This is a genomic window from Oceanobacillus sp. E9 (genome assembly GCF_001741975.1).
GTDB lineage: Bacteria > Bacillota > Bacilli > Bacillales > Amphibacillaceae > Oceanobacillus > Oceanobacillus kimchii.
Map to the genome: position 1 here is coordinate 291998 of NZ_LSNA01000005.1, position 26483 is coordinate 318480.

Annotated in this window: 23 protein-coding genes and 1 other annotated feature; of the genes, 20 read left to right on the forward strand and 3 right to left on the reverse strand. The window is 35.3% G+C overall.

What is annotated here, in order from left to right:
- Nucleotides 1–31 precede the first annotated feature (31 nt).
- The 10 genes from pheA to yajC all read left to right on the forward strand — a co-directional run bounded on the left by pheA (nucleotide 32) and on the right by yajC (nucleotide 8563).
- On the forward strand, nucleotides 32–886 hold the full coding sequence (pheA, locus tag AQ616_RS05080) for a prephenate dehydratase (protein ID WP_017797154.1): 855 nt from the start codon (nucleotides 32–34) through the stop codon (nucleotides 884–886).
- A gap of 247 nt (nucleotides 887–1133) precedes the next feature.
- Nucleotides 1134–2321 carry a SafA/ExsA family spore coat assembly protein gene (gene safA / locus AQ616_RS05085; protein ID WP_069685215.1) on the forward strand — a complete coding sequence of 396 codons (1188 nt, stop codon included), beginning with the start codon at nucleotides 1134–1136 and terminating at the stop codon, nucleotides 2319–2321.
- Nucleotides 2322–2809: 488 nt separating this feature from the next.
- Entirely contained in the window at nucleotides 2810–3376 is a 567-nt protein-coding gene (locus tag AQ616_RS05090; RefSeq protein ID WP_017797152.1) for a YhcN/YlaJ family sporulation lipoprotein, read from the forward strand.
- A gap of 77 nt (nucleotides 3377–3453) precedes the next feature.
- The gene (locus AQ616_RS05095) at nucleotides 3454–4185 is read left to right on the forward strand and encodes a YebC/PmpR family DNA-binding transcriptional regulator (protein ID WP_017797151.1); all 732 of its coding nucleotides are present in this window, start codon (nucleotides 3454–3456) and stop codon (nucleotides 4183–4185) included.
- A gap of 83 nt (nucleotides 4186–4268) precedes the next feature.
- Nucleotides 4269–4874 (forward strand): Holliday junction branch migration protein RuvA, encoded by a 606-nt coding sequence (gene ruvA / locus AQ616_RS05100; RefSeq protein WP_017797150.1) that lies wholly within the window; start codon nucleotides 4269–4271, stop codon nucleotides 4872–4874.
- Nucleotides 4875–4892: 18 nt separating this feature from the next.
- The gene (gene ruvB / locus AQ616_RS05105) at nucleotides 4893–5897 is read left to right on the forward strand and encodes a Holliday junction branch migration DNA helicase RuvB (RefSeq protein ID WP_017797149.1); all 1005 of its coding nucleotides are present in this window, start codon (nucleotides 4893–4895) and stop codon (nucleotides 5895–5897) included.
- 2 nt (nucleotides 5898–5899) lie between these two features.
- Nucleotides 5900–6091 (forward strand): DUF2905 family protein, encoded by a 192-nt coding sequence (locus tag AQ616_RS05110; RefSeq protein WP_017797148.1) that lies wholly within the window; start codon nucleotides 5900–5902, stop codon nucleotides 6089–6091.
- A 15-nt stretch (nucleotides 6092–6106) separates the two neighbouring features.
- The gene (queA, locus tag AQ616_RS05115; RefSeq protein ID WP_017797147.1) at nucleotides 6107–7132 is read left to right on the forward strand and encodes a tRNA preQ1(34) S-adenosylmethionine ribosyltransferase-isomerase QueA; all 1026 of its coding nucleotides are present in this window, start codon (nucleotides 6107–6109) and stop codon (nucleotides 7130–7132) included.
- 14 nt (nucleotides 7133–7146) lie between these two features.
- Nucleotides 7147–8286, forward strand: a complete 1140-nt coding sequence (tgt, locus tag AQ616_RS05120; protein WP_017797146.1) for a tRNA guanosine(34) transglycosylase Tgt — start codon at nucleotides 7147–7149, stop codon at nucleotides 8284–8286.
- 16 nt (nucleotides 8287–8302) lie between these two features.
- On the forward strand, nucleotides 8303–8563 hold the full coding sequence (gene yajC / locus AQ616_RS05125) for a preprotein translocase subunit YajC (RefSeq protein ID WP_017797145.1): 261 nt from the start codon (nucleotides 8303–8305) through the stop codon (nucleotides 8561–8563).
- Between the two features lie 116 nt (nucleotides 8564–8679).
- Here the strand turns inward: yajC and AQ616_RS05130 are convergent, their stop codons facing one another.
- Entirely contained in the window at nucleotides 8680–9063 is a 384-nt protein-coding gene (locus AQ616_RS05130; RefSeq protein ID WP_017797144.1) for a TIGR04086 family membrane protein, read from the reverse strand.
- Between the two features lie 260 nt (nucleotides 9064–9323).
- Between AQ616_RS05130 and AQ616_RS05135 the strand changes: the two genes are divergently transcribed.
- Nucleotides 9324–10619 (forward strand): ArsB/NhaD family transporter, encoded by a 1296-nt coding sequence (locus AQ616_RS05135; protein ID WP_017797143.1) that lies wholly within the window; start codon nucleotides 9324–9326, stop codon nucleotides 10617–10619.
- 338 nt (nucleotides 10620–10957) lie between these two features.
- Here AQ616_RS05135 and spoVB read toward each other — a convergent pair whose 3' ends face one another.
- The gene (spoVB, locus tag AQ616_RS05140; RefSeq protein ID WP_017797142.1) at nucleotides 10958–12508 is read right to left on the reverse strand and encodes a stage V sporulation protein B; all 1551 of its coding nucleotides are present in this window, start codon (nucleotides 12506–12508) and stop codon (nucleotides 10958–10960) included.
- Between the two features lie 72 nt (nucleotides 12509–12580).
- Between spoVB and AQ616_RS05145 the strand changes: the two genes are divergently transcribed.
- The 6 genes from AQ616_RS05145 (at nucleotide 12581) to dtd (ending at nucleotide 21675) form a co-directional block, all read left to right on the forward strand.
- On the forward strand, nucleotides 12581–12919 hold the full coding sequence (locus tag AQ616_RS05145; RefSeq protein WP_017797141.1) for a post-transcriptional regulator: 339 nt from the start codon (nucleotides 12581–12583) through the stop codon (nucleotides 12917–12919).
- A 41-nt stretch (nucleotides 12920–12960) separates the two neighbouring features.
- Entirely contained in the window at nucleotides 12961–15207 is a 2247-nt protein-coding gene (secDF, locus tag AQ616_RS05150) for a protein translocase subunit SecDF (protein WP_069685216.1), read from the forward strand.
- A 259-nt stretch (nucleotides 15208–15466) separates the two neighbouring features.
- A complete protein-coding gene (gene recJ / locus AQ616_RS05155) occupies nucleotides 15467–17782 on the forward strand; it encodes a single-stranded-DNA-specific exonuclease RecJ (protein WP_017797139.1) in 2316 nt (771 codons plus the stop codon).
- Entirely contained in the window at nucleotides 17772–18284 is a 513-nt protein-coding gene (locus AQ616_RS05160; protein WP_017797138.1) for an adenine phosphoribosyltransferase, read from the forward strand. The genes recJ and AQ616_RS05160 overlap by 11 nt, the downstream gene beginning before the upstream one ends.
- A 612-nt stretch (nucleotides 18285–18896) precedes the next feature.
- On the forward strand, nucleotides 18897–21101 hold the full coding sequence (locus tag AQ616_RS05165; RefSeq protein ID WP_069685217.1) for a RelA/SpoT family protein: 2205 nt from the start codon (nucleotides 18897–18899) through the stop codon (nucleotides 21099–21101).
- A gap of 127 nt (nucleotides 21102–21228) precedes the next feature.
- A complete protein-coding gene (gene dtd, locus AQ616_RS05170; protein WP_069685218.1) occupies nucleotides 21229–21675 on the forward strand; it encodes a D-aminoacyl-tRNA deacylase in 447 nt (148 codons plus the stop codon).
- Nucleotides 21676–21712: 37 nt separating this feature from the next.
- Here dtd and AQ616_RS05175 read toward each other — a convergent pair whose 3' ends face one another.
- Complete coding sequence (locus tag AQ616_RS05175) at nucleotides 21713–22753, reverse strand: N-acetylmuramoyl-L-alanine amidase family protein (RefSeq protein WP_069685219.1); 1041 nt, start codon at nucleotides 22751–22753, stop codon at nucleotides 21713–21715.
- A 106-nt stretch (nucleotides 22754–22859) separates the two neighbouring features.
- Here AQ616_RS05175 and AQ616_RS19560 point away from each other — a divergent pair, with 106 nt between their 5' ends.
- The 3 genes from AQ616_RS19560 to aspS all read left to right on the forward strand — a co-directional run bounded on the left by AQ616_RS19560 (nucleotide 22860) and on the right by aspS (nucleotide 26422).
- A complete protein-coding gene (locus tag AQ616_RS19560; protein WP_017797134.1) occupies nucleotides 22860–23033 on the forward strand; it encodes a hypothetical protein in 174 nt (57 codons plus the stop codon).
- Nucleotides 23034–23085: 52 nt separating this feature from the next.
- Nucleotides 23086–23306 (forward strand) — a binding site (T-box leader).
- 58 nt (nucleotides 23307–23364) lie between these two features.
- Nucleotides 23365–24654 (forward strand): histidine--tRNA ligase, encoded by a 1290-nt coding sequence (hisS, locus tag AQ616_RS05180; RefSeq protein WP_069685220.1) that lies wholly within the window; start codon nucleotides 23365–23367, stop codon nucleotides 24652–24654.
- A complete protein-coding gene (gene aspS / locus AQ616_RS05185) occupies nucleotides 24647–26422 on the forward strand; it encodes an aspartate--tRNA ligase (protein ID WP_069685221.1) in 1776 nt (591 codons plus the stop codon). The genes hisS and aspS overlap by 8 nt, the downstream gene beginning before the upstream one ends.
- The last annotated feature ends 61 nt before the right edge of the window (nucleotides 26423–26483 follow it).

Sequence of the window (26483 nt, forward strand, 5' to 3'; positions counted from 1 at the left end):
GATGAAACAGTAGCTGCAAGGGGGAAGTAAAGTGACTAGTATAGGATATTTAGGACCAAAAGGTACATTTACTAAAATGGCAGTAGATTCAGTATTTAATGGGGAAATGAAAAATGGATATAGAACAATTCCAGAATGTATCGATGCGGTGGATAAAGGAGAAGTAGACATTGGAGTTGTGCCCATAGAAAATGCTATTGAGGGTACTGTCCAATTGACCATTGATTATCTAATACATCAAGTACGATTGCCGGTTGTTGCTGAGATAATAGTGCCGATTCAACAACATTTACTTGTACGCAAAGAAGTGACAAGCACCCTTTCAGATATTCATGAAGTATATTCGCATAGTCATGCTATTGCACAATGTCACCAATATCTACACCACCATTTGCATTCCGCACTAACAAAACATACGTCTTCAACCGGAAAAGCTGCTGAAATTGTAAGTAACTCAAAAGAACCCATCGCTGCAATCGGAAATCGATTAGCAGCAGAAGAGTATGGGTTACATATTTTGCAAGAAAATATTCATGATTACCCTAATAATCATACACGATTCTTAGTTTTATCTAATTATCCGGAGAAGGTACACATTAGGCATAAAAAAGATTCTGAGAAGACAACGATGCTGATTACTTTACCAAATGATCAGTCAGGTGCTCTTCATCAGATTTTATCTGCGTTTTCATGGAGAAAATTAAATCTGTCTAAAATTGAATCACGCCCAACAAAGACAGGGTTAGGTAATTATTTCTTTATAATTGATGTGGATCAACCATATGATGATATACTATTTCCAGGGGTAAAATCAGAGCTAGAAGCACTTGGTTGTCAAGTGACGATTTTAGGTACTTATCCTGTATATCATATGTTACAACACTAAATTTAAGGTATAACAATATTTTGGCTATCGATTTAAATCGATAGCTTTATGTTTGCAGAAGGAATTTATAAAATATGTGTACTGTGGATGATTAAATGACTCCACTAGCCACGTCCGGCCAAGCGCCTTTGATCTTGGAATTATGTAGAGCTGCTTTTTCCATATATGCAACTTTTCATTTCTAGTGCATATGCTGATATAGAGTATTAGCCCAGCCCAGAAATGAAGGGAAAGGAGTTCGTTCATTTTGAAAATACACATTGTACAAAAGGGAGATACATTGTGGAATTTATCCAAAAAGTATGGAGTTGATTTTCAAGAATTAAAAGATGTAAATACACAGTTATCTAACCCAGAAAAAATAATGCCAGGAATGAAAATAAAAATACCAGGTACTGCAAAACAAGTAAAAAAAGAAACATCCGTAAAAGAGACGCAGCAGGCTAAAAAGAAGGAAACAAAAAAAGAAACACAGCATCCTTATAAGCAGCAGTCTCCAACACCAATTGCTGTAGTAAAAGAAGATGAGTATAAGAAAGAAAAGCCTATAAAGGAAATGCAAACACAACCTAAGATGCCTTCAATGCCTTCTATGCCTAGTATGCCAATCTTAGAAAAACCGAAAGAGCAAGTGAAAAAAGAGAAACCAAAAGAGAAACCGAAGGAAAAACCTAAAGTAAAACCAAAGGAGAAACCGAAAGTAAAACCAAAAGAAAAGCCAAAAGAGAAGCCAAAAGAGAAGCCAAAAGAAAAGCCAGTGGAGGATTTCTGTCCACCAGGGGCAATCAAAGTACCTTGCCCGCCGATGCCTTGTCCACCAATGCCTTGCCCACCAAATACGGGTCCAGTATATTTTGTACCATGTCCGCCGCCACCATGTTTTGATCCTTGTTTTGCACCAATGCCTATGATGCATCCTGGTCATGGATTTCATCCGTCACAAGGTGAAGTATTGGGAGCATCAGATAGTGGGGATTGTGGATGTGGGGGAAAAGATTATTCCTCAATGAATTTTACTGGATACCAAGGAAATGATAATAATGCGATGTGGCAAGGAAATAATTTTGGTTCACCAGGAAATTCAATGAATGTACAACAACAAAATAATACAGAGGATTCTATGAATAATGCTCAGAATATGAATTGGATGTCGTCCAATATGAATCAAGGTCAAATGTTTCAAGACTATGGAAGACCAGTAAATGATAATTATTTTACGCCATATCAAGGTACAACACCTTCTGTAAATAACGCTCTGCATAGAAATGAAAATACGTCTGAAATGAACAAACAAAATCCGCAAATGAATGCTCAACAAAATCAAGGACCAACAAATTCTCAACCAACATTTCCTGCACAATTTATAGATAATCAACATCGTTCAGTTTATCCAAAACCACCATTCTACCCTCAATCGCCAAAATCATCCTCGTAATATTAAGAACGAATAAAGCGGTGAGGTTGAGACATAACAAAAAGGTTTTTTCAAAAGACGGATGATAGCTAGAATAAGCGTAAGAAATATACGGAGACTCCTTGAAAATCAAAAATCGATTTTCTGCGTGCGATGCTGTCGAGGTTCTCCTTGTCCTGTGGGAGTGAGGCCTAGGTGAGACCCCCGGATTGCGTAGAAACCGGAGGCTCACCAGTCGCCCGCGGAAAGGAGTATATATTTCTGATGCGGGTTTTCAAAACCTATTCATTCGGATTTTACAAAGGCAAGGCTTGAAGGCTTTTGAACAATATCGGGCATTTATAGACAATTTACCCCGCTCTCATTCTTTGGCTAAGTAAAATTAGTTTGAAATCAGCTATTACTGTTAGTTACATGCGATATAAATTAGATGTTCTGTAAAATTACCTATATTTAACTGTGTAAAAGAACCTTCCTTATACAAAATAAGTTTAAGGGAGGTTTTTATTATGAGAATGTATAATCTGTTTTTTTCAAGCATCTTCTTTGGAACCATATTAATGGGATGTACGGATGATAATACAACAAATGATCAGCAAAATAATAACCGTACTGAATCAGTACAACCAATACACTTTGAAGACCAAGAGATGGAAAATTCTAATCAGCCAGAATCTATTGGAGATCAAGGTGGCTATATTCAAAGTAGACAGTATGGTGTAAATGAAACTCGTGCAAATCATTATACCGATGCCTTCACAAATGAGGAGTCTATTCGTTTAACTGAGTCATTGAGAAATAGGGTAGATGTTGTACAAGCACAAGTGGCATCTACTGAAGAACGCATTGTAGTAGGGGTAATATTAAAGGAACATGCAGATCCTGATACTGGAGATAAACTTGTTAAGCATATTGAAAGGCAACTTGAAGATAACAATAAAGAAATTATTGTTTATACTGATGATATACAGTGGGACCGAATGAAAAACTTGGACTCCAGACTACAGGCAAAAGAAATGGGAGAGCAGGTTGAACACTTATTTGAAGATATATTTCAGTTAGATAAGAATCAATGATAGAAGTCTTTATCCCTTTTCCAAATAGGCTTTTTTTGATATAGTAAAAAAAGAGTTTGAAGAGAGGGGAAGATCTTATGGCTGGTCATTCCAAATGGAAAAATATACAAAAACGTAAAAATGCACAAGATGCAAAAAAAGGTAAAATTTTTATGCGTCATGCTAAAGATATATATCTTGCAGCTAAGCAAGGTGGCGGGGATTTAAATACAAACGCTGCGTTGCGTACGGCTGTTGAGAAAGCAAAAGCCGATAATATGCCAAATGACAATATTGAACGTAACATTAAAAAAGCTACAGGTTCTCTTGATGGAGCAACCTATGAAGAAATAACCTACGAAGGTTATGGACCAGGTGGAGTAGCCGTAATTGTTAATGTTCTTACCGATAATAAGAACCGTACTGCTGCTGAAGTACGCCACGCTTTCAAAAAAAATGGTGGAAACCTTGGCGAAAATGGCAGTGTATCATTTATGTTTGATCGTAAAGGATATATTGTTATTGAAAATGAAGAGGGTACTTTAGACGAGGATACTATAACAATGGATGCTTTAGAAGCAGGAGCGGAAGACGTTGTTCCACAAGAGGGGGCTTTTGAGCTCTATACAGAACCGGAAGATTTTCAAGAAGTTGTAAAATATTTAGAGGAAAATGAATACACTCTAGCTGACTCTGAAGTGACATTAATCCCGCAAAACTATAATCAACTATCATCAGAAGATGAAGCAAAAATGATGAAGTTAATAGATGCGCTTGAGGAAAGTGAAGACGTTCAAGATATCCATCATAATTTAGAAGAAAGTAATTAGTTAATGGAATGTTTAGGCTTCTATTTCACAATGAAATAGAAGTTTATTCATTCTCTTATGTAATTAAATAGGGGATGAAAATAATGATTGCATATGTTAAAGGGACGTTGGTTTCCTTAGGGGATGAATCGCTCATTGTGGATGTAGGTGGAATTGGTTATGAAATAGTGTGCCCAAATCCTTTTATTTTTCAAGATTTACTCAATCAGCAAATACATATACAAACCTATCATCATATACGAGAGGATGCACAAATTTTATTTGGGTTTCGAAATAAGGATGAGAAATACTTATTTACAAAGCTAATATCTGTTTCAGGAATTGGTCCAAAAGGAGCTTTAGCCATTTTGGCAGGAGTGGATATCTCAGGATTTATTTCTGCAGTTGAGAATGAAGATGATAAGTTTTTAACTAGTTTTCCAGGTGTTGGTAAAAAGACAGCAAGACAAATAATCCTTGATTTAAAAGGAAAGTTAGCAAGCGTATTCTCCGTATCAGATGAACAGCAAAAGAGTAGAAGCATTAATGTTAATGATAATGAAGTGTACTCTGAAGCGATGGAAGCACTGAAAGCATTAGGATATACAGATAAAGAGGTTAAGCAAGTACTGCCTCATTTGAAAAAAGAAAATGTTGAGTTAAGTACAGATGAAGCTATTCGTAAAGCATTAGCATTATTAGCAAAATAGGAAGGGGGAGGAGAATAAATGGATGATCGAATGATAGACGGAGAGCTTCAAGATCAAGATGTAGAGATAGAATTTAGTCTGCGTCCATCTACGCTTGCCCAATATATTGGGCAAGATAAAGTAAAAGAAAACCTAACTATCTTTATTCAAGCAGCTAAAATGCGTGAAGAACCGTTAGATCATGTGTTATTATATGGTCCTCCAGGGTTAGGGAAAACGACCCTAGCATCAATCATATCTCATGAGATGGGTGTTCAATTTCGTTCCACTTCAGGTCCTGCTATTGAAAGAGCAGGAGACTTAGCAGCAATATTGTCATCCCTTGAGCCGGGTGATGTTTTATTCATTGATGAAGTGCATCGACTCCCTAGATCGGTAGAAGAGGTACTCTATGCTGCTATGGAGGATTTCTTTATTGATATTGTTATTGGTTCTGGTCCAAGTGCGCGATCTGTAAGAATTGATTTGCCTCCTTTTACGTTAGTAGGAGCTACAACAAGAGCCGGTTTATTAAGTGCTCCTTTGCGCGATAGGTTTGGAGTACTCAGCCGTCTCGAGTATTATGAGATAAAAGATTTATGCAATATTGTAGAGCGTACTGCTGATATATTTAACATGCCAATCGCTTCAAAAGCAGCTATTGAAGTGGCAAGACGATCAAGGGGTACGCCGCGAATTGCCAATAGGCTCTTAAAACGTGTGAGAGACATTTCTCAAGTAAAAGGAGAAGAGGAAATAAGTCTGGAGTCAACAAAAGAAGCATTAAATATGCTTCAAGTAGACGATGCAGGATTAGATCATGTTGATCATAAACTACTCTTAGGAATTATTGAAGGGTTTCATGGAGGACCGGTAGGCTTAGACACAATTGCAGCTACTATCGGTGAGGAATCGCAAACGATTGAAGAAGTCTATGAGCCTTTCTTATTACAGCTTGGTTTTATCCAAAGGACACCCAGGGGAAGAGTCATTACGTCTAAGGCGTATGACCATTTAGGAATAAAAAGGACTGGTGAAGACTAAACATGGGTAAAATGTTTATTATCATTGGAGTTGTTTTTATCATAATTGGTATTCTGTGGACGTTTATTGGCAGATTACCCGGGGATATTACAATAAATAAAGGTAATTTTACATTACATTTTCCAATTGTAACTTCAATTGTTATTAGTATCATACTGACATTGATTATGTTCGTCATTGGAAGATTTCGTTAAATGAAGGAGATAAACATGCAAATAGAAGATTTTGATTTTCATTTACCAGAAGAATTAATTGCACAAACACCGCTTAAAGATCGAACATCTTCACGCTTATGTGTTTTGGATAAACAAACTAGTGAAATCACTCACCGTCATTTCAAAGATATTACTACTTATCTACAAGCGGGTGATTGTTTGGTATTAAATGACACAAAGGTTCTGCCTGCAAGATTATATGGGGTAAAATCAGATACTGGTGCAAAAATAGAGGTTTTACTATTACATCAACAAGAAGAAGATACATGGGAAGTACTTGTTAAACCAGCTAAAAAAGTAAAAATTGGCACTGAAGTCGTATTTGGTAATGGGGAGTTAAAAGCGACTTGTATTGATCTTAAAGATCACGGCGGACGAATCATGACTTTTTCTTATACTGGTATTTTTTATGAAATCTTAGATCAATTAGGTGAGATGCCATTACCTCCATATATTAAAGAGCAATTACCTGAGCAAGATAGATACCAAACTGTCTATGCAAAAGAGAAAGGTTCTGCAGCTGCACCTACTGCCGGGTTACATTTTACAGATAAGTTGTTAGCAGATATCGAAGCGATGGGTGTCAATATTGTTTTTGTCACATTACATGTAGGGCTTGGTACATTTCGACCAGTTAGTGTCGATTCAATTGAAGATCACGATATGCACTCGGAGTTTTATTCCATGTCGGAAGTAGCAGCAGAAAAACTTAATGAAGCTAAAACAACAGGTCGGAGAATCATCTCTGTAGGAACCACATCTACTCGCACATTAGAAACGGTTGTTCGTGATCATGATAAGTTTGTTGCTACAAGTGGGTGGACAGATATTTTTATTTATCCCCCATATGAATTCCGTGCGATTGATGGTTTAATTACAAATTTCCATTTACCTAAATCAACATTAATTATGATGATAAGCGCATTAGCTGGTAAAGAAGCAATCCTTCATGCTTACAATGAAGCAGTGAAAGAAAAATATCGTTTCTTTAGTTTCGGTGACGCTATGTTAATCTTATAAGAAGGAAGAATAAAATGAATCCTATAACGTATGAATTAATTAAGACGGATAAACAAACAGGAGCAAGATTAGGACGAGTTCATACTCCTCATGGTTCCTTTGATACACCAACATTTATGCCTGTAGGGACTTTGGCAACAGTAAAAACAATGAGTCCTGAAGATCTGCAATCTATGCAAGCCAACATAATATTATCGAATACGTATCATCTCTGGTTACGCCCAGGTGAGGATATTATACGTGAAGCAGGTGGGTTGCATAAGTTTATGAATTGGGATGGAGCAATTCTGACTGATTCAGGTGGTTTTCAAGTATTTAGTCTTAGCGATATGCGAGAAATAAAAGAAGAGGGGGTCCATTTCCGTAATCACTTAAATGGTGAGAAACTTTTCTTGTCACCTGAAAAAGCAATGGATATTCAAAACGCTCTTGGTTCTGACATTATGATGGCTTTCGATGAATGTCCTCCATATCCAGCAGAATACAATTATATGAAAGCTTCGGTGGAGAGAACATCTCGCTGGGCGGAAAGATGTCTACAGGCACATAATCGTCCCTATGACCAAGGATTGTTCGGAATTGTTCAAGGTGGCGAATATGAAGCGTTACGAAAGCAAAGTGCAGAAGACCTTGTTTCGTTAGATTTCCCCGGCTATGCAATTGGCGGACTTTCTGTTGGGGAGCCAAAGCATATAATGAATCAAGTATTAGAATTTACTACACCGCTTCTACCATCGCATAAACCTCGTTACTTAATGGGAGTTGGTTCACCAGATGCACTGATAGACGGAGCGATTCGGGGTATTGATATGTTTGACTGTGTACTACCAACCCGAATTGCACGTAACGGAACATGCATGACATCAAATGGACGATTAGTAGTAAGAAATGCAAAATATGCTCGAGATTTTAATCCGATAGATGAGAATTGTAGTTGTCACGTGTGCAAAAATTACTCAAGAGCATACATCAGGCATTTAATAAAATGTAATGAAACATTCGGGTTCAGACTTACGACTTATCATAACTTGCATTTTCTGTTAAAATTAATGGAGCAAGTCCGAACTGCTATAAAAGAAGATCGACTTGGTGATTTCAAAGAGTCATTCTTTGAACAATATGGATTAAACAAAGCTAATCCAAAGAACTTTTAGAAAGGAGTTGAAGTAGATGGAAGCTATTATGCCATTTTTGTGGATTATAATAATGTTTGCGATTTTTTATTTCCTACTTATTCGTCCACAACAAAAGCGTCAAAAGCAAGTAAAACAAATGCAGGATAACTTAGAAAAAGGTAATGATATCATTACTATTGGTGGCTTACACGCTAAAATCCATGCGTTAGATGAAGGTACGATTGTATTAATTACACCAGAAGGTACGAAGTTAACTTACGATCGTAATGCTATTCGTGAAGTTAAACAAGACTAATTTCACTTAGCCCATATATACATAAGATGTAGTTATGGGAAGATAAAAGAAGCTAATGACGATGTGGCGCTTTAAAAGGGCATATACATCACCATTAGCTTTTTTAATTATCTACTTTATTCAACCTCGGTAGTACCTGATAAATTTACACCTATAATACCCCCAAGAAGTGCAACACCTAGATAAAGACTATGATAGGCAGTTTGTTTTAACGAAAAACCTTGCTGATAACCTAAATATTGCACTAGAAATATTAATAATGTGAAACCTACTCCAATCATAGCTCCAATCATCCATCCTTTGTTTTTTCCTTTTAATCCTGCAATTAATCCTCCAATGAAAAGAGCTACAATACCAATTATTAAAGTAACTAAACTTAAAGCTGACTCGCTAAATTCTGTGAAATTGAGCAGCAATGCCAGAATAAAACTAGCAATGATTAAAATTCCGAATAAAGCAATCCATCCATATAATAACGCAGTCCACTGATTTCTATTCAAACTATAAGCCTCCTTTAGAAAGTGTTTGTCCTCATCTAATACAGTTTATTCCTAAGAATTCAATTTAGAAGAAGATATTTCACTCTATCTTTGCATATAGTCTTATAAGGGAGTCTTATGTCAATGGATGATTAAGTATCCATTGACGTTTAGCAAGTTAGTGGGAGATAGTATCTGTTATCCTACCTCCCAGTTTTCACAGGGAGATTTACACGAATAAGTACGGTGATATAAATATTTGTAACGAGAGGATAAGATATATGGAAGTGATTCTTACAGGAATTATCTTTATCGTAAGTTATATTTTTATTATGACGGAAAAAGTTAACCGAGCAATTATAGCACTGGCGGGTGGAACTCTTTTAATATTAACAGGTGTATATACGATAGATGAGGTATTTACGCAATATATTGATTGGAATACAATTGCTTTATTATTTTCGATGATGGTTCTCATTTCAATCACTGAAAAAACAGGACTATTTACATTTATCGCAATTCGTTTTGCGCAAAAAGTAAAAGGTAATCCGATTGCTTTACTGATTGGTTCTGGTATTTTAACGGCTATTGGTTCAGCATTTCTAGACAATGTGACAACTGTACTAATTTTTGTGCCTGTTATGATTCAAATAACGAAATTACTAAACTTACCGTTGTTTCCCTTTTTATTAATGATCATTTTTAGTTCAAATATAGGAGGGTCTGCGACTTTAATTGGGGACCCTCCAAATATAATGATTGGACAAGCTGTCGATCATTTTACTTTCCTATCATTTCTACAACATACAGGACCAGTGGCAATAATAATGTTTGTTATTCAGATATTATTCTTGTTAGTTATATTTCGCAAATCCTTAAAAGAAGCACGACCAGAAGTTGAGAAAATAGTAAAGCTAGACGCAAAGGAAAAATTATTAATCTCTCCTTTATTATATAAATCAGTAAGTGTGCTATTGCTAACCATAATGGGCTTTATACTCCATTCAATTGTACATGTGTCAATGACAGCTATTGCTCTATCAGGGGCTATTCTACTTTTACTACTTACAGAAAAGGATTTACATACTGAAAAAGTATTTTCTAAAGTAGAATGGGTAACATTATTTTTCTTTATTGGTTTATTTACTATTGTTGGGGGATTAGAACAGGTCGGTATTATTGATGAACTAGCAAGATTATTAGTTGCAACTACAGAAGGGGATTATGTAACGACTACAATACTTATATTATGGATGTCTGGGATATTCTCTGGGTTTATTGATAATATTCCATTTGTTGCAGCTATGATCCCAGTAATTCAAGAATTTGAATCTTATGGAATGATTTATTTGGACCCAATATGGTGGGCACTAGCTATAGGAGCTTGTTTAGGAGGAAATGCTACGCTAATTGGTGCTTCAGCAAATGTTGTTGTTGCGGGGATGGCAGAAACTGCAGGTGAAAAAATACCTTTTCTCCGTTTTATGAAATTTGGATTGATTATCGTATTTATATCATTAATTGTATCTTCCATATATATTTATTTTCGATATTTATTACCTTATACCAATATGTAGAAGCATAATAAATTTGAATTCATTTGATAATAAGTTAATGATAATAAAGAGAAACTTCATTTGCCTTCGATTGTAATTGAAGACGACGACTCCTGTAGGAATAGCGTGAACTGAAGATCCACTAGAAATTGTGTTCGTCTTTATTTTAGTTATCGTATAATTAAGAATCTACTAAAAAGCATTCCCTGCAATGGAAATCAAGCAGAACAATTTTCAGTTTTCACACATGAAATTAACTCATACGGGATAAAAAGAAAATAACGACTAATACGGATATAAGAATAAAATCCAACTATTGGTCGTTATTTTCTTTTCAATTTTTTAAAGTACCAGTAGTATTACTTGTTTTTTCTGAATAAGGGAATTTGCTGAAGCTCTTGCTTTGTTATAAATTTTAATATAAATAGCAATAGGATATATATTAATAGTAATACAATTAATAAAGCTCCAAAAATAATAATTTGTCCGTCAAGATTAGGCATGATTTGCTTTAATGAATATCCGATACCAAATGTAAGACCAACTAAGACAATCATCTTAACAAAATCAATAAACGGAATCATATAATTAATATTTTTCTTTAATACTGCTAAGTGAAGGAGCGTTACAATTACTACACTTACACAAATTGCCATGGCAGCACCTAATATGCCAAATGAAGGATTCGATGCAAATAAGATCATTATTAAAAATTTCATTCCCATACCGATAAGGCTATTCCACATAGCTGGTCTAGCTAAATCAAGTGCCTGTAGTGCAGATTGTAAGGGAGCTTGTATATAAAGAAATAAGAAAAAAGGTGCCATCAACAACAAGAATTTACTTGCAGAACTTGAACCGTACATATACGTAAGTATCTCTGTCGCAAAGATCGTAAGAACGACAGTTGAAATTGCTCCAGATGCAAAGGAAATTCGTATTGATTGATGAATACGGTTGTGAATCATTTTTATCTGCTTATTGGCTTCCGCTTCTGCTATAGAAGGAACGAGTGCAATAGATAAAGAACTTGTAATAAATGTTGGTAGAAATAACAAAGGCATCGCATATCCGGTGAGTTCTCCGTATTGCTTCGTAGCAACAGTAGCTGTTACTCCTGCGAGTGCAAGACTTTGAACAACCAAAATGGGGTCTAAAAAGTTAGAGAATGAACCAATCATTCTGCTACCTAAGGTAGGTATTGAGATAGAAAATAAGTCTTTCGCTGTTTGTTTTCCGTCAGCTAATACTTTAAAAAAATTATTCCTTACTTTAATCGTTCGTTTCCGTTTAAATTTACGAACCATATACAGTAATGAAATGAATTCACCTAAAATAACACTAAACATTGCTCCGGCAGCTGCGTATTCTACTCCATAAGGAAGAAGTAGCTGAATAAATAGGGCAACGCATATAATTCTTACTATTTGTTCGATAACTTGAGCTACACTTTGAGGAGTCATATTTTGTTTTCCTTGAAAATACCCTCGTAATACTGCTGACACAGCTGCAATTGGAATAATAGGACTAATAACAATAAGTGGTACCATGACGCGTTCATCTGTTAACAACGTTGATGCCACCAAAGGAGCAATAAGTATTAATATTGCAGTAAAGACAATACTAGCGGATAGAGTAATTGCTAAAGATACAACGACTATTTTCTTAATTTTTTGTTGATCATTTTGCGCATCAGCTTCAGCAACTCGTTTTGAAATAGCAACTGGAAGTCCGAACTGTGTTAATGTCATTACCAGAAATAGAGTTGGTAATGCCATCATATATAATCCAACACCTTCTTCTCCCATCAATCTTGCAACAACAATACGGTTAATAAATCCCATAAAACGGGTAATCATTCCAGCTACAATTAATATAATAGCTCCTTGTAGAAATGATTGTTTGGTCATAATTGTCGACCTGCCTTCTCAAATATTTAAAATTGATATACAATGATATATATGCAATTAGGTGGACAAAGCATGACAGTTGTTCCAATCTATAATGGAATTGGTGGCGATAAAATGGAAATGAAGCATAATGTGGATGGATGGAAACAAACCATTATTCCGGCATTACAAAGTAAAGCGGAAGAGCTAGAAATGCTAGGCTATTCACAGGCTACAGCGGATGATGTTTGGAGATGCTTAAAAGAAAAGGTGTGGAGAGGAGATCCAGAAAAACGGTTATATGAAGTTATTCAGGATATTTTTCACTTAGGTTCAAATATTTACCTAAGTTATTTAACCATGTCTTCCTATCAAAATGAGGACTTGATGGCATCTATTGTTGCATTGACAGAAAATAATGCAGATGCATAATAATAATAATCGTAATACATATGAAGGAGGAAATGGATTCGATGAAAAAAAGAGGTAGAATCGTTGCCTTTTTTCTTGTCCTATTAGCTTTGGCAGGAGTAATTGGAACAACGTTTACCAATATCACAAAAGATGTAAACCTCGGACTCGATTTACAAGGTGGTTTTGAAGTTTTATATGAAGTAGAACCGGTAGATTCATCTCAAGAAGTTTCACAGAGTTTATTAGAAGGTACAGTACAAACATTGAATGACAGAGTAAACCGTTTAGGTATCAGTGAAGCTGTAATTGATATCGAAGGTGATAATCGAATTCGAGTTCAATTAGCAGGAGTAGATAATCAAGCGGAAGCTAGGGAAATGCTATCAACTTCCGCACATCTAACCTTCCGTGATGTTAATGATAATTTGTATTTGGACGGAACTGATCTAGTAGAAGGAAGTGCAAAGCAAGACTTTGATCCCAATACAAATGCTCCCATTGTTACATTGCAATTAAAAGATGCATCTAAGTTTGGTGATGTTACTACTGAAATTAGTGAAAAGGAAGATAGTCGTTTAGTTATTTGGATGGATTATCAAGAAGGTGATTCTTTTGAAGAAGAGTCTGCAAAATCTGAACCCAAATACGTGTCGGCTCCAAATGTAGATGGTCCAATCAATTCTAGTAATGTTATGATTAATGGTAATTTTACGGTTGAGTCTGCACAGCAAATGGCAGATATTATTAATTCAGGTTCATTACCTGTACATATGACTGAAATATTTTCAACATCTGTAGGTGCTCAATTTGGTGAACAGGCATTAAACGAGACAGTGTTTGCAGGTATTGTCGGTGTTGGATTAATTATCTTATTTATGATTGGTTTCTATCGTTTTTCTGGAATCATTGCTGCAATTAACCTCGCAGTATATGTATATTTGGTAATCTTAGTTTTTGAAATGCTAAACGGAGTTCTAACATTACCTGGTATTGCTGCGTTAATACTTGGTGTTGGAATGGCAGTTGACGCTAATGTAATTACTTTCGAACGAATAAAAGAAGAACTTCGACTAGGAAAATCCGTAAAGGCTTCCTTTAAATCGGGTAATTCAAATTCATTTATAACTATATTAGATGCGAATATAACGACTTTAATTGCAGCTATTGTATTATTTATTTTCGGAACAAGTTCTGTAAAGGGATTCGCTACAATGTTAATCATCAGTATAATTTTAAGCTTCCTTACAGCAGTACTTGGAACACGTCTATTACTGGGGTTATGGGTACAGAGTGGAGTTCTTAAAAACCGAAAACCATGGCTAGGTGTTAATAAAACACAAATCCAAGACATTGCAAAACCGGAAGAAGACCCGAAAATCTTTGGACGTTCCATCAATTTTGTCAAACATCGAAAGAAATTTTTTATTACAACTTCGATTATAGTTATTGTTGGCGCAATCGCTATTGGTATTTTCCGAATAAATCCTGGAGTTGATTTTACAAGTGGTTCTAGGATAGAGGTGGTTGCTGACCAGTCCCTAACTGCCGAAGAAGTGGAAAACCAATTTGCAGAACTTGGTCATGAAGTTAGCTCCGTGAATTTATCAGGAGAAAATAATCAAATTGCAGTTGCACGTTTTGACACTGTACTTGATGAATCTGGTGTAGATGAAGTTCAACAGCATTTTAATGAACTTTATGGTCAAACACCAAGTGTAAGTGTTGTATCACCAATAGTAGGACAAGAATTAGTTAAAAATGCAATATATGCAGTTTCAATAGCATCAATTTTTATGATAGCCTACGTAACCATTCGATTTGAATTTTTCTTTGGTATTACGGCGGTCATCGCATTATTACATGATGTATTTCTGATGCTTGTGTTATTCAGTGTCACACAAATAGAATTTAACGTTACGATTGTTGCTGCGATTTTAACTATAGTTGGTTACTCAATCAATAACACTATTGTTATATTTGATCGAATCCGTGAAAACATTCGTCGTGAAAAACGGGTAAAATCCTTTAAAGCATTAGCAGGAGTTGTTAATAGAAGTATTGTACAATCCTTTACCAGAACTGTGAATACTTCAGTAACAACAATTATCGCTGTATTAGCGTTTTTGATTTTAGGCGCGACATCTATTTGGAGTTTTGCGCTTGCGTTACTAATAGGATTATTGGCTGGAACGTATTCTTCTCTACTCTTTGCATCACAATTGTGGTTCGTTTGGAGAGCCCGTACAGTTAAAGATAAACCGGTAGATTTCACAAAAAAAGAAAAAGTAGAAGGACCACAAGTGTAATTTAAGATGAGGATGGGACATACGAAATAGTATTATTCAGAAGATGGATGATTTTGCAAATTGGCTCTGGAAATATATGGAGTGATTTTCAAAGCTTAGTTCATTCATGTTTATCTTCTGATTAAATATTTCAGTTCCACCCTTTTCTTTTTTTATGTCTATTATCTCTGATGTAATAGTCAATAATTAAAAAAGAATATATAATCTATTTGCTCCTCTTAACTTACTTTTGTATAATAGATTAGTCAGGGGTGAACGTATGTTAGAGAGTAAAATGAAATGGAGATATAATCAGATAGAAGATCATAAAAGTTCTTTACTAGAAAATACTGATCAATCTCCATTAATGAAGCAGTTGTTTATTCAAAGAGGACTAACAACAAATGAAGAGGTGCAACGGTTTCTATCCCCGCAAATAGAAGATCTTCATCAACCATTTCTTTTAAAGGACATGGAAAAAGCGGTTCAACGAGTACATAAAGCAATACAAAATGAAGAAAAGATTTTAGTATTTGGCGATTATGATGCAGATGGAGTAAGTTCAACAGTAGTAATGTTAAAAGCATTAACTGAACTAGGGGCTAAATGCGATTTTTATATACCTAACCGGTTTACGGAGGGCTATGGTCCTAATGAAACGGCATTTCGTACCGCATCTGAACAAGGGTATAATGTAATTATTACTGTAGATACTGGTATAACGTCGGTTCATGAAGCAGATATAGCTAATGAACTAGGTATGGATTTAATTATTACCGATCATCATGAACCTCAAACCAATATACCAGAATGCTTCGCGATTATTCATCCTAAATGTTCTCCCGACTATCCGTTTAAGGAATTAGCTGGAGTTGGAGTAGCTTTAAAATTTGCAGAAGCAATTCTGGGGTATTTTCCTGTTCAGTTATTATCATACGCTGCAATTGGGACAATTGCTGATTTAGTACCTTTATTCGACGAGAATAGAGTAATAGCCTATTACGGGTTAGAGGAATTACGAACGACTACGGATGTAGGTTTAAAAGCATTAATACAAGTATGCCAACTAGAAGATTTAGATGAGCAGTCCATAGGTTTTTCTATTGGTCCACGATTAAATGCTGTTGGAAGATTACAGGATGCTGACTTAGCAGTCGAATTACTTCTTATGGAAGATATGGAATCAGCTATCGAAATAGCAAATGAAATCAACAAAATAAACGATGAACGAAAGAAAGTTGTTCAACGTATCGTTAGTGAAGCCGATCAAATTGTGAAATCAAAACCAGAGCGTAGAATTATTGTAGTTTCTAATGAAGGTTGGAACCAAGGAGTTCTCGGAATTGTGGCTTCACATCTTGTTCGAAAATATGATCGACCAGCAATTGTATTATCAACTCAGCCTGAATTAGGAGTTGTTAAAGGCTCTGCTCGTAGTATTCCTGCTTTTGATTTATTTGAAGGCTGTATGCGTATGAGAGATCTGTTTACACACTTTGGTGGACACTCTCAAGCTGCTGGTATGACGTTACCGATAGAAAATGTAGATAAGTTAGAATTTCAACTTGATAATATATTAAACAACGAACTTGCTGAAGAAGATTTAAAACAGGAATTGGAAATAAGTGGACAATTAAGTTTGGAACATATTACTTTAGAATTAATAAGGGATATTTCAAAGCTTGCTCCTTTTGGGATGAAAAACCCGAAGCCTGTTTTTCAAATTAAAGAAATTCCTGCGGACATAAAGCGAATTGGTAGCCAAAAGAATCATTTAAAAATGCAATTTCGTACAAGTTCTACTCGTATGGATGCTATTGGCTTCGGATGGGGTGACGTATATAATCAAATTGCCCCGCAAACACCGATAAAAATTGCTGGGGAATTATCGATTAACGAATGGAACGGTAACCAGACTGCACAATTAATGATTCAGGATATGAAGATAGATGAGTGGCAGTTATTTGATTTTCGAGGTAAACGTAGAGAAAATATTATTCCTCATTTTGAAGAGGATGCAATCATTGTAAGTAATCAAACAAAAAATATGGTAAGTGAAGTTAGTCAAGTTAGTTATAATAAAGACATTATTAGTGACTATAACAAATGCCAAACAGTTTATATAGATGAACTTCCCAAACATTTGGATGATTTAAAATATGTGATTAATTATTTTCAACCAAAGAAAATTGTAGCTTGTTATGAAGTGGAATCAAGCAATTATTTATTTGCGTTTCCTAGTAGAGAAGATTTTGTGTGGTTTTATGCATTAATAAAGAAACAAGGCCCATTCCATATGCATACTTATCTAGATTCGTTAAGAAAGCATAAAGGTTGGAATGATGATAAAATTAATTTTATGTCTGAAGTGTTTTCAGATTTAGGCTTTGTTAAAATAGAAAATGGTAAAATAACGGCATTAGATAATCCACTTAAGAAAGACTTATCAGAATCAACTGTTTATCAATCGCGAGAGCAACAATCTGAGATAGAAAAACAACTGTATTATTCAAATTATGAGGATTTAAGAAAATGGTTTATGGAGTGCATGGATTATTTGGAAAATCCGAGGGAGGAAGCAACACATGGAATTTAAAAATTATATTGAAATTGTAGAAGATTGGCCTAAGGAAGGTATTAAATTTAAGGATATTACTCCACTAATGGCAAATGGAGCAGCATTCAAGTCTGCAGTAGATGAGATTGTTGATTATGCTGAAAATAAAGAAATTGATCTAGTTGTAGGTCCTGAAGCTAGAGGGTTTATTGTTGGTTGTCCTGTCTCTTATGCATTGGAAGTAGGATTTGCGCCTGTACGAAAAGAAGGCAAACTACCTAGAGAAGTTATTAAAGTAGATTATGGATTAGAATATGGTGAAAACGTACTAACGATTCATAAAGATGCAATTAAACCAGGTCAACGAGTACTCATTACAGATGATTTACTAGCAACTGGTGGAACGATAGAAGCTACGATTAAATTAGTAGAACAACTTGGAGGCATTGTTGTTGGGTGTGCATTTCTTGTTGAATTAGGATACCTAGATGGAAAAGATAAACTAGAAGGATACGATGTATTAACTTTAATGACATATTAGAGTTAGAGTTGTAACGGTAGGTCTGACATTGCCATAGAATTGTCAGGCCTACTTCTTTATAATCTTATAGGAAATTATAAAATTTGATAACTATTTAACTGAACCAGCTACTTCCGGCGCAAACCCTGCAATTAGTAAATCTTTTCGTGAGAGTAATCTTAACTCCATACTTGACGCTCTCCATTACGATTTTTATGAGGCTTAGTCGTGCTTGTCCCCTCTGACTGAGAGTCAACATCAGTTTGTTCGAGCTCAACATGTTTCCTTAAACTCAAAGGAAAAAAGACGCAGATTGTACGTCATTAAACGGGCACTTTTTTTATAGTTGGACAGTATGGATCAAAAAGATTTATAATTAATATTATTTAACAAATAAATCAATTTGAAAATAAGATATTTGTGTGGAATCTAAATGTTACAATGTTTGATTCCTTTGCAAGTGGTAGCTTTTTTTAGAAAGTCTCGGCTTCAACTAAGTAGGAAAAAATAACTTCTTTTCCTAGTCGTTTTTAAGCTACAGGAGTCGTCGTCTTCCATTACATATGAAATTAACTAAAATGTTAAAATGAATAAAGTTATTTATATGAATATACAGCAAGTAAAGGTGATTACATGGCAAAAGATGAAAATGTAACGATAAGGGATATAGTGGAACAAGTAAAAACGTATTTATCTGAAGATGATATCGCATTAATTGAGCAAGCATATGAATTTGCTTCTGATGCGCATAAAGATCAATTTCGGAAATCTGGAGAACCATATATTATCCATCCTGTTCAAGTCGCAGGAATATTAGCTAATTTACAGATGGATTCAGAGACGATATCTGCAGGGTTTTTACATGATGTTGTTGAGGATACTGATATAACCGTAGAACAATTAGAAGAAGCCTTTAATCATGAAATTGCAATGTTAGTAGATGGTGTAACCAAGTTAGGTAAAATTCGCTACGAAACAAAAGAAGCACAACAAGCGGAAAACCATCGGAAAATGTTTGTAGCAATGGCAAAAGACATACGTGTTATTATGATTAAACTTGCAGATCGATTGCACAATATGCGCACTTTAAAACATCTTGCTCCAGAAAAACAACGTAGAATTTCTAATGAAACATTAGAAATATTTGCTCCTTTAGCACATCGCTTAGGTATTTCAACTATTAAATGGGAGTTAGAAGATACTGCCTTACGATATTTGAATCCGCAGCAGTATTACCGAATTGTTCAATTAATGAAGCAAAAGCGCGAAGAAAGAGAATCTTATATTCAAGAAGTTATCGATGAGTTGGCACTTGAATTGGATACGGTTAATATCGAGGCGGAAATGTCAGGCCGACCGAAACATTTATATAGTATATACCAAAAAATGGTGAATCAAAAAAAGCAATTTAATGAAATTTATGATTTACTTGCTGTACGTATTCTTGTTGAAAATATTAAAGATTGCTATGCAGTGCTTGGTATTATTCATACAAATTGGAAACCGATGCCTGGACGATTCAAAGATTATATCGCAATGCCAAAACAAAATCTGTACCAATCACTTCATACAACTGTAATTGGTCCAAAAGGTGACCCGCTAGAAGTACAGATACGCACAAAAGAAATGCATGATATTGCGGAATACGGTATAGCTGCACATTGGGCATATAAAGAAGGAAAAGCTTCTCGAGAAAAAAGTAGTTTCGAGGAGAAGTTATCTTGGTTTCGCGAAATACTAGAATGGCAAAGTGAAACTCATGATGCAGAAGAATTTATTGAGTCATTGAAAATCGATCTATTTTCAGACATGGTATATGTATTTACACCGAAGGGAGAAGTAATAGAACTTCCTTCAGGTTCAATTCCATTAGATTTTGCATTTAAAATTCATACAGAAATAGGTAATAAAACGATTGGTGCAAAAATTAACGGCAAAATGGAGCCATTAGATTATGAATTACAAAATGGCGATATTGTGGAAGTAATGACTTCCAAGCATTCTTATGGTCCTTCTCAAGATTGGTTAAAGATGGTACAAACTTCACAAGCGAAAAGTAAAATTAAGCAGTTCTTTAAAAAACAACAACGGGATGAGAACATTGTTAAAGGAAAAGAAGCAGTCGAAAGAGAAATACGTGAAAATGATATTGATCCTAAGGAAGTTTTAACCCAAGACAATTTAAATCGAGTATTTGATAAATTTAATTTCCAAAATGAAGATGATATGTATGCTGCAGTTGGTTATCAGGGAATTACTGCTTCTTTAATTGCAACGAGATTAACGGAAAAAATCAGACAATCTCGCGAGAAAGAACAAGATTTGCAAACAACTATTGAAGAAGTCAAGACAGATTCAGATCAACATACAAAAAGAATGTACAAAAAGGATTCCGGGGTTAGAGTGGCTGGTGTAGATAACTTACTTGTTCGTATTGCTAAATGTTGCAATCCCGTACCAGGGGATGAGATATTAGGCTATATCACAAAAGGTAGAGGAGTATCAGTACATCGAGCAGATTGTCCAAATGTTCAAACGGAAGAAGCAAAACAGCGATATATAGATGTAGTGTGGGAAAGTGAATACGCTGAACGGAAGCAGTATCATGTTGATTTACAAATAACTGGATACGATCGTAGAGGACTAGTGAATGAAGTTCTTCAAGCAGTAAATGAGATGAAAACGAACATTACGCATGTGAATGGAAGATCGGATCGAAATAAGATGGCGATCATTCAATTAACTATATTAATTCATAATACAAATCATTTAAGAAAGATTGTTGACCGAATTAAACAAATTCGAGATGTTTATACCGTAACAAGAACAGTGCAATAAAACGACCATTTTTTATCAAGGGAGTGAAATCATTCTCAACTCGATTCTGTTCAAGAACCTTTAGGTCATGGTTTTGAACGAACCCCCGGCTGAATGAATTTCGTATTATGGTTAGGAGTTATTTAACATGAAGGCAGTTATACAAAGGTCAAAAGAAGCAAGTGTAACAGTAGACAATCAAATTGTAGGTAGTATAACCAGAGGATTTGTTGTATTACTAGGGATTACACACGAAGATACACATGAAGATATAAAATACTTGGTAGGGAAAATTCCTAATTTACGTGTATTTGAAGATGATAATGGAAAAATGAACTTATCCTTAAAAGATATAGGCGGAAGCATCCTTTCTGTTTCTCAATTTACATTATATGGTGATACCCGTAAAGGAAGAAGACCGAACTTCATGCAAGCAGCAAAACCATCGATAGCTAAAGATTTATATAATAAATTCAACACTTCTTTAACGAATGAAGGGATACATGTAGAAACCGGTAAATTTGGTGCTATGATGGACGTGAAATTAACGAACGACGGACCTGTAACTTTAATTATTGACAGTAAAGATCGATAAAAAAATCGCCAGACTTCCGAAAAAGCTGGCGATTTTTTTATCGATTAAAGTGTGTGGATAATCCTTCAAGTATCCCGCTCACTAATTGTTTTTGGTAACCGGTTGTTGAAAGCAGTGCTTCTTGTTCTTTATTAGAAATAAATCCTAATTCTAATAATAGGGAAGGCTGTAAACTTAAACGAAGAATTTGGAAATCTCCATAAGATGTTCCGCGGTCCTCATCCCCTGAAGACCGAATCATCCCTTGTTGAACCGATTCAGCGAGTGGTTTCATTTTTTCATTGTAATAGAAGGTTTCAATTCCGGTGACGTTTGGTAGGTCAGCTACGCTGTTGTAGTGAATACTAATGAAGGCATCTGTATCAACAAAATTTGCATAGGATGCTCTACTATTTAATGAAATGAACTCATCATGACTTCTTGTCATGTGTACATCAGCTCCAAGATAAGTCAACTCACTAGCTAATTCTTGAGCCGTTAGAAATGCAAAGTCTTTTTCATACGTATTAGAGGTACCAATTGCTCCAACATCTCTTCCACCGTGACCTGCATCAATTACAATGGTTTTATTTTTAAATCCATCATTATTTGGTATCTTTGTGGTATCCGTAATAAAATCTCGATGAACAAAGGCAGTTGATTCTTCATACTCAACCTCTAGCCATCCATCTTCACTCTGAACAATATTTAAAGTAGTTCCTTGATCAACATAATCAATAATAGAATCATTAACAGAAGGACCTGATCTTAGATGTGTATTATTGTAGACCGTTTCTACGGATTCACTATCTATTTCAGCATATTCTTGCTCTGTTTGCTCAATATTTATGTACTCTTGGGAAACCCAGCCTGACTCACCATTGTAATCTATTTCCACCCAATCATTTTGTTGCTGTACTAATGGATAAGATTGCCCTTCATTTACATTCCCAATACTATCGTATTCAGAACCTGGACCACTTCTCACATGTATTCCTTCTCCATCTACAATTGCAGTGTCAGCAGTTACTGCTTGTTCAAATATAAAGATAAACAGTAGCGTAAATAAAATGGTTGATAAAAATGTCGTTAATTTCACGATCTTCCTCCCCGAATAGAACTTTATCTTTTAACAGTATAATAAAAAATATTCTTTTAGGCAAAGCTAGAGGTAGGAATGGAATTTATTTGGAGGAGTGGAAATATTGCGAGTGCAAAAAAAACACTGGGGTGCAAACCAAAATTCTGATCTATTATCTGCAGATCTACATCATTTTATGGAAATAGAAGAAAGCTCGAATTATATGGAAATTGCTTCAGAGTTAGGGATATCCATTGGTGAAGTAAAGTTATTAAAGAAAAAGATAATCCGTTCTTGACATTCTTACAAACAGAGATTATTATAATAGACATTCCAAGTAAAATAAGAACGTACAACCGTTGAAAGAAAAAGTAATTTGGAAGCAGTAGCAAAGAGAGAAGTAGTCATTGGCTGGAAACTATTTCCTATATGCTCCATATGAAAGACATTCTGGAGGTTTTATATCGAATATAGTAGGTATAAACGTGTTGCAGGCGTTAACTGTGAAAGCGGATGTTCTAATTTTGAGCATCAACTAGGGTGGCAACGCGGGTAAACTCCCGTCCCTTCTTTAATTTGAAGGGACGGGAGTTTTTTATATGTACGGATAATCTTAAGGAGGTAAGATTATGAGCATGAAAGCTCCAAGAGGAACTGTTGATTTATTACCGGAACAAACTGTAAAATGGCAATTTGTAGAAAGTAAAATTAAAGAGACCTGTAATAGTTATCATTATCAAGAAATACGCACCCCACTGTTTGAACATACCGAAGTATTCCAAAGAGGGGTAGGCGATACAACGGATATTGTTCAGAAGGAAATGTATACTTTTGAAGATCGTGGTGGAAGAAGTCTAACATTACGTCCAGAAGGAACTGCTTCTGTAGCTCGAGCTTATGTAGAAAATAAACTATTCGGAAGTCCTAATCAACCAATTAAATTATTTTATTTTGGTTCCATGTTTCGTTATGAACGCCCTCAAAAAGGTAGAATGCGACAGTTAAATCAATTTGGAACAGAGGTTATTGGCAGTGAAGATCCTGCAGTGGATGCAGAAGTAATTGATTTTGCAATGAATATATACAAAGGTCTCGGTTTAAAATCTTTAAAACTTGTTATTAATTCATTAGGTGATCAAGAAAGTAGAAAATCGCATCGTAATGCATTAATTCAACACTTCGAACCTCACAGGGAAGAATTATGCCATGACTGTCAAAATCGATTAGATAAAAATCCACTGCGTGTGCTTGATTGTAAGAAAGATAGAGATCATCCTGCTATGAAGACAGCACCTTCAATAATTGATTACTTAAATGATTATTCAGTAACATACTTTAACGAAGTAAAGGCATATTTAGATGCTTTGGATATTGAATATGTGGTTGATTCGAATCTTGTGCGGGGATTAGATTATTATAATCATACTGCTTTTGAAATTATGAGTGAAGCAGAAGGGTTTGGAGCAATTACAACCCTTGCAGGTGGAGGACGTTATAATGGATTAATTGAAGAGTTTGGAGGACCTAATTCACCTGGAATTGGTTTTGGAATGGGTTTAGAAAGGTTATTAATGGCGCTTGAGGCTGAAAGTATAACACTACCTATTGATCAACAACTTGACTGCTTTGTAGCGAATATGGGAGATGGAGCTAAGTTAGAAGCGACGAAAATCGTGAAGAAGCTTCGTATGAATGGAATACAAGCTGATATGGACTATCAAAAACGCAAAATGAAAGGGCAATTAAAAGCTGCCGATCGTTTCCAGTCTAAATTTGTCATTTTCCTTGGTGATGATGAAATTGAAAAGCAGGAAGTCACTTTAAAAGAAATGTCTACAGGTGATCAAAGTGAGGTTTCCATGTCTCAATTAATAGAGGTTCTTAAGGAAAAATTGAATGGAGGAATAATAAATGAGTGAAAGATTAATGGCGGGAAGACTAACTGAAAAAAACATCGATGAAAAAGTGCTGCTAAAAGGTTGGGTTCAAAAACGTCGTGATCTTGGCGGATTAATTTTTATTGACCTTCGTGATAAATCAGGAGTAATACAAGTTGTCTTTAACCCTGACTATTCAAAAGAGGCCTTGGAAACAGCGGAAAATATTCGTTCTGAATATGTAATCCAAATAAATGGTACAGTGGTTGCTCGTGATGAATCCACCTTCAATCCTTCCATGAAAACTGGCAAGATTGAAGTTAATGCTTCAGGCATTCAAATCTTAAATAAATCAAAAACGCCACCATTCACCATCCAAGATATAACCGATGTATCTGAAGATGTTCGACTTAAATATAGATATTTAGACTTGCGCAGAAATTCACTACAAGAAACATTTCGATTACGTCATCAAACAACACAAGCAATTCGAAACTACCTAAATGACAATGATTTTATGGAGATGGAGACACCGATTCTTACGAAGAGTACACCAGAAGGAGCGAGGGATTATTTAGTTCCTAGTCGTGTACATCCAGGTGAATTTTATGCCTTACCTCAGTCTCCACAATTGTTTAAACAATTAATCATGATGGGCGGTTTTGAACGTTATTATCAAATCGCAAGATGCTTCCGTGATGAGGACCTACGTGCTGATAGACAACCTGAATTCACTCAAATCGATATTGAAACATCATTTTTAACAAGTGATGAAATAATGGATATGACGGAACATATGATGAAAAAAGTAATGGAAGAAGTAAAAGGTATAGAAATTTCATTACCATTACCACGTATGCCATATCAAGAAGCAATGGATAGATACGGTTCCGATAAACCAGACACACGTTTTGGTTTAGAGTTAATTCATGTTTCCGATTTAGTGGCTTCATCTGGATTTAAGGTCTTTTCTCAAGCAGTAGATAACGGTGGAAAGGTTGCCTTATTAAATATAAAGGGTAAAGCTGATAATTATTCTCGTAAAGATATTGATAAATTAACAGAATACGTAAAAGTTTATGATGCTAAAGGGCTTGCTTGGTTAAAAGCTGAAGAAAGTGAATTGAAAGGACCTATTGCTAAATTTTTATCTGAAGAGGAAGTTACGGGGATTCGTGAGCGTGCAGATGTAGAGCAAGGAGACTTATTGCTGTTTGTAGCGGATAAAACAAATGTTGTATACGATAGTCTTGGAGCTTTACGTCTTCACTTAGGCAAGGAGTTAGACCTAATCGATGAATCCAAGTTCCATTTCTTATGGGTAACAGATTGGCCACTCTTAGAGTATGACGAAGGGTTAGGCAGATATTTTGCTGCACACCATCCATTTACCTCTCCAGTTGAAGAAGATATAGATAAATTAGAGTCCAATCCTGCTAGTGTACGTGCAAATGCATATGACTTAGTTTTAAATGGTTTTGAACTTGGAGGAGGATCAATACGTATTCATCAGAAGGAACAACAGGATCAAATGTTTAATGTTTTAGGATTTTCAGAAGAAGAAGCTCGTAATCAATTTGGATTCTTATTAGATGCTTTAGAATTTGGTGCACCTCCCCATGGAGGAATTGCTCTTGGTCTAGACCGTATTATTATGTTGTTAGCAGGTAGATCGAATTTACGCGATACCATACTATTTCCAAAAACAGCTTCAGCCTCTGATTTAATGACTTCAGCTCCAAGTGGTGTAAGTAATGATCAATTAGATGAATTATCTATCCAATTGCAATCAATAGGAAAAGATCAATAAAATTTTCGTACAGCTGACCTATTGTCTTGAAAAAACATTTATGCTAATATGAACACACAAT